Origin of the sequence: Streptomyces himastatinicus ATCC 53653 (assembly GCF_000158915.1) — a bacterium.
Lineage (GTDB): Bacteria > Actinomycetota > Actinomycetes > Streptomycetales > Streptomycetaceae > Streptomyces > Streptomyces himastatinicus.
This window is the reverse complement of record NZ_GG657754.1, coordinates 8372882-8373933: the sequence shown is the minus strand read 5'-3', so window position 1 is coordinate 8373933 and position 1052 is coordinate 8372882. Positions and strand designations below refer to the sequence as shown.

The following is a 1052-nucleotide window of genomic DNA, read 5'->3' as shown; positions in this document are numbered from 1 at the left end:
CCGGGGGCGCGTGCGATCGCAAGGCGGAGGGTCGTCCTCGCGGGGGCACCCCCGGACGGAGTCCGGGGGCGGGCCTCCTTGGACGGGCCCGACAACGCAGCGAGAGGGGGCACCCCCAGCGGTAGCTGGGGGAGGCGCTGCGCGCGACGAGCGTGGGGCCGCGAGGTGCCGCCCGCCGCGGCAGCGGCTGATGTCACAGCGGCGTCGGGAGCCCGGCATGATCGGCAAGACACCCCCTAAGGCCGCGGGCGGGCGGCCGGAGGGTCCGGGGGGCGGCGGATCTGCCGGGTTCAGCTCCCCGGGCCCAGCACCTCGAGATCGTCCTCGTCGTCCAGCTCCTCGTCGAAGACCGAGCTGACGTCGAAGCGGCACACGATCTGCTCGGGATCGGCCAGGTCGAACGGGGCGGTCAGCCACTCGCCCGGTTCGGCGGGCTCTTCGAGGGCCGAGACCCAGAGAGTCGAGTCGCCCTCCTCCAGGCCGAACTCCTTGTGCCGGGAGGCGATCTCGTCCGGCTCGAACTCGCCGAACACGACGCCGAGAGCGGCATGGACGCTCTCCCCGGCACCGGCCGTCCCGCCGCCCAGGCGGCCGCCTCCGGTGTCGAGGTCCGGATCCAGGTCGACGATGCGCTGGGCCTGCGACAGCAGCCGCTGCGGTTCGACGACCGCGTAGTCCCGGCGGATCAGCACGCTGAGCGCACTGGGTTCGTCCGGGCCCGCATAGGCGGGCAGGCTGTCGTCGCCCGGGATTTCGAAGGGCGTGACCTCGTCGTAGGTGTCATAGAGCAGCTCGTCGTAGACCTCGGCTGCCGCCGCCAGTTCGTTGAACGCGGCGTAGACGGCCGGGTCGCCTTCCCCCGACCGGCGTTCGACGGCGTCGAGGTGACGGTCCAGTGCGGCTTTCACCGCTTCAGCGGCGGCGCGTACCTCGGCAGCGGATGGCTGCGCAGCATCAGACATAGTGCAGACGCTATCCGTACCAGGGCAGTTCCCGCACAATAGATGCGATGCCGGAATACGAATTCTGCGACGTGTATGTGCCACGCGGGG

1 protein-coding gene is annotated in these 1052 nt (G+C 71.4%); it reads right to left on the bottom strand.

The features are described 5' to 3' along the window. Positions 1-290: 290 nt before the first annotated feature. Positions 291-962, bottom strand: a complete 672-nt coding sequence (locus tag SSOG_RS35795) for a hypothetical protein (RefSeq protein ID WP_009719152.1) — start codon at positions 960-962, stop codon at positions 291-293. Between the last annotated feature and the right edge of the window lie 90 nt (positions 963-1052).

What these genes read in the sequence shown, in the direction of transcription:
- SSOG_RS35795 (WP_009719152.1), bottom strand. Translation starts at nt 962, where the DNA reads ATGTCTGATGCTGCGCAGCCATCCGCTGCCGAGGTACGCGCCGCCGCT.